Annotated in this window: 2 protein-coding genes; both read left to right on the top strand. The window is 68.8% G+C overall.

Annotation, left to right across the window (positions count from 1 at the left end; translation table 11 throughout):
- Positions 1–152 precede the first annotated feature (152 nt).
- On the top strand, positions 153–1331 hold the full coding sequence (locus FCN22_RS21180) for a tyrosine-type recombinase/integrase (RefSeq protein WP_202911732.1): 1179 nt from the start codon (positions 153–155) through the stop codon (positions 1329–1331).
- A gap of 154 nt (positions 1332–1485) precedes the next feature.
- Entirely contained in the window at positions 1486–3909 is a 2424-nt protein-coding gene (locus FCN22_RS21175) for a tyrosine-type recombinase/integrase (RefSeq protein WP_202911731.1), read from the top strand.
- Positions 3910–4040: the final 131 nt, after the last annotated feature.

The raw sequence follows: 4040 nt of genomic DNA, 5'->3' as shown, positions 1-4040 counted from the left end.
GCACGATCCGTTGACCGCACTAACTGGCTCGCTTCGTGGGGTTCTCGCCCGTGAGCGCGGAGATGACACGCGGGTGGTGGATGTCCTTGCCAAGGGTGTCCGAAGGTTGTGCTCGGCTTCCTCCGATGGCTGGTCCAACGGAAGGAACGAGCATGGACGAGTACGAGGTGTCGGTCGAGCCCTCGGCGAGAGACGTGAAGCGATTGGTGCTGCCGAGGGTCGGTGCGGTTGCGCAGGTCGACGGGGTCCCGGGGACGGTGCTGCTGGACGCGGCAGGTGCGCCGGTGCCGCAGGTGAGCGAGTTCTTCGCGTCGATGCTGGCCTCGGGCGCGAGCGTGAGCTCACTGCGCTCCTACGGTCTGGCGCTGCTGCGGTGGTGGCGGTTCCTGGCCGCGGTCGACGTGCCGTGGGAGCGGGCGTCCCGGGTCGAGGCGCGGGACTTCGTGCTGTGGATGCGCATGGTAGGTCCCGCGAACGGGCGGGCCGGGTATGCGCCCGCGACGATCAACCACGCGCTGGCGGTGGTGAAGACGTTTTACCTCGACCGCGCCGCCGCTGGGCAGGGTCCGGTGGTGAATCCGATCCCCGAGGCTGGGCACCGGCAGGGCCGCTGGGTGCAGGCTCACCACAACCCGATGCAGCCGTTCGCACCGGGAAGGCGGGCGCCGTTGCGGCAGAAGCTCCCGGAAAGAGTGCCGCGCAGCCTGCCGGACGGGGTGTTCGATGCCCTGTTCGCAGCCTTGGGTTCGGACTGGGACCGGGCGCTGCTGGCGTTCTATGTCTCGACCGGCGCCCGCGCCGCCGAGCTGCTCGGGGTCACGATCGAGCGAGTCGATCCGGGCGAGCAACGCATCGGTGTCCATCGCAAGGGCTCGGGAAGGCTGCAGTGGCTTCCCGCGTCGGCGGACGCGTTCGTGTGGTTACGGCTGTACGAGCAGCACGCGCACCGTCCCGAGGGCGAGCGGTCGCTGTGGCTGACCCGGCGTCGCCCGATCCGGCCGCTGACCTACGGCGCGGTACGGCGGATGCTGCAACGCGCGAACGAGTCGCTGGGCACCGGCTGGACGCTGCACGATCTGCGGCACACGGCGGCGCAGCGGATGATCGACGACCCACACCTGTCGCTGACCGACGTGCAGTGGGTCCTTGGCCATGCCCACCTGAGCACCACTCAGCTCTACCTGCGAGCCCGGCCCGATGAGGTCGTGGCGAGGGTGCTGGAACACCACCGCACCCGGGAGCAGCGGCCGGTACCGCCGCCACCGCAACCCGGGGACGGGTACAGCGCTGACGTGCTTAAGGTGCTTTTCGGTGGTGGTCCCCGTGGCTGAGGGCACCGAGAGCCTGACCACTGAGAAGGCCGACGCCCAGCTCGGCGATGCTGGAGGCGCCGCTGGCGCTCATGTTGACGCGGTCGCGTTCCGGGCTCGAGGCGCGCGGCCTTCTCGGAACCGCTCTGGCGAGCATGACTTCCTGACTCCCTCTTTGCCCACCCCGGTGATTGCTCGCCCGACGGTCTGGACCGCCTCACAGCAGTCGGTCGAGGAAGTGCTGGTCGGCATCGAGGCCCTCGAACGCGGTGCCTCAGACAAGGAGATGCGCCGCCGACTACGCGACGCCAGCGTGCTGTTGCACTGGCTGCAGCGCTTCGCGGGAGAGTCGTGGCAGCAGCGCTGGCTGGCCTCGGGAGCCGACACCGCTGCACGGGCCTGGCCCGACCTGCTGACCGACGGCGCCCCGGACGGCCTGCCGGCCGCCGGGCTACCCGATAAGCCGCAGGCGGCCCGCACCGCTGCCACGGGCACCGCCGGCCGGTTGATCCTGCTTGATGTGATCCGGCCCGGATACGACTGGCTCTACTCCAACCCCTCGAAGGCGCTGTTCCCGCGATTCGAGCAGCTGCGCGATCCGGCCGGCTTCGCCGCGGTGGGCGCCCGCTGTGACGCAGACCGACGGATGACCTCGACCGATCGGCGGGCCGCGTTCGTCCAACTGTGCCGCGTGCTGATGCACAACGGCGGGCTGCTGGCCGATATCACCTTGGCCGACTGCGTGGAGGCATACCGGGCACAGACCGGCTACAGCACCCGAGTGCACTCCCGCTGGTACGGCCTGCTGCGGGACCTGAACATCCTTGGCCAGGCAGCGCCGCCGACGATCCACGCCGCCAACCGTCGCGGACAGCTCACCATCGAAGAGATCGTCGACAGCTACCAGATCGCCTGCCGCCCGATCCGGGATCTGTTCGTGGACTACCTGAGCGAACGCGCCCCGGGACTGGACTACTCCACGATCCGCCAGCTCGCCTCGAAGCTGATCTTGCTGTTCTGGCGCGACCTGGAACTGCATGAGCCGGGCATCGACTCCCTGCACCTGTCGGACGCGACCGCGCGGGCGTGGAAGCAACGACTCGGCGAGGTCCGCTACGGCAACCACTACGTCGGCGAGAAGCGTCGGGACCCGTACATCATCTTGATGGCGGTACGCGCGTTCTACGCCGACCTGTCGCACTGGGCGCTGGAAGACCCGGCCCGGTGGGCCAAATGGGCAGCCCCCTCCCCAGTGGATTCTCGTGACCTGGCCGGCTTGACCAAGGCGAACAAGCACCGGCAAGCGCGGATGCACCAACGCATCCGTGAACTCGCGCCCCTGCTGCCACGCCTGGTCGACACCGCGCACGCTCGTCGCGTCACCGCCGAGGACCTGCTCGCCGCCGCCACCCAGGCAGCGCCGGGTCAGCTGTTCAGCGCAGCTGGACAAACCCTGCGGCGAGCGTTGCTGGTCAGCGACCCCGCGCTCGGCGGAAACAGCCGCCCCGGGGTGATCTACGCCGTCGAGCCCGAGGCCGGCGAGACACCCACGCCGGATGCCAAGAGGCGGCGGCGCAACCTCACCGTGGAAGCTGACCGGGCGTTCTGGGCCTGGGCATGCGTCGAGGTGTTCCGGCACACCGGGGTCCGGATCGAGGAGATGCTGGAGATCACTCACCGCTCCTTCGTCTCCTACACCCTGCCGGCCACCGGCGAAGTGATCCCCATGCTGCAGATCACCCCGTCCAAGACCGACAAGGAACGACTGCTGGTCATCAGCCCTGAGTTGGCAGCGGTGTTCGCCACGATCATCCACCACGTCCGGGACGGCAACGAGCACCTCCCGCTGGTCACCCGCTACGACTCGCCCGAACGCATCCACACTGCCCCGCTGCCCTTCCTGTTCCAACGCCGCTGGGGGATGCGCGACCAATCCTTCACCCACGGCTACGTCAAGAAGCTGCTCGACGAGCTGGTCAAGGCGGCGGGGGTCGCCAACCCCGACGGCAGCCCCGCGCGGTTCAGCCCACACGACTTCCGGCGGATCTTCGCTACCGAAGCGGTGGCCGCGGGCCTGCCGGTGCACATCACCGCGAAGATCCTCGGCCACGAGTCGCTGACCACGACCCAGACCTACCTCGCGGTCTACGACCAAGATGTCATCGACCACCACCGCGCGTTCCTCGCCCGTCGCCGCGCCACCCGGCCCTCGCAGGAGTACCGCGAACCCACCGACTCCGAATGGGACGAGTTCCTCGGCCACTTCGCCAAACGCAAACTCGCCCTCGGCACCTGCGGACGCGCCTACGGCACCGGGTGCCAACACGAACACGCCTGCATCCGCTGCCCCATGCTGCGTCCCGACCCCACACAACAGCCACGGCTGGAGGAGATCATCACCAACCTGACCGAGCGGATCACCGAAGCCACCGAACGCGGCTGGCTCGGTGACGTCGACGGGCTCCGGGCCAGCCTGGACGCCGCACAGCACAAACTCACCCAGATGCGGCGCACCGCCACCAACCTCGGCATGCCCAGCACCCGCACCCCGCAGCAGCGCCGACCACGCCGAGCCGCCGCGCCACACACGAAAGACTGATCCGACATGACCCACGCACACCACGAAGAAGAACCATTGGCCGAAACACCGTGCCAATGCACGCAGTTCGCCGCCACCCAAATTCGGACGACCACCACTACGAGCCTGCAGCCCTGGTGCGGAAAAGAGCT

Origin of the sequence: Segeticoccus rhizosphaerae (assembly GCF_005222685.1) — a bacterium.
GTDB classification, from domain to species: Bacteria; Actinomycetota; Actinomycetes; order Actinomycetales; family Dermatophilaceae; genus Segeticoccus; species Segeticoccus rhizosphaerae.
The sequence above is the reverse complement of the archived record's forward strand: the minus strand, read 5'-3'. Positions and strand labels throughout refer to the sequence as shown.

What these genes read in the sequence shown, in the direction of transcription:
- FCN22_RS21180 (WP_202911732.1), top strand. Translation starts at nt 153, where the DNA reads ATGGACGAGTACGAGGTGTCGGTCGAGCCCTCGGCGAGAGACGTGAAG.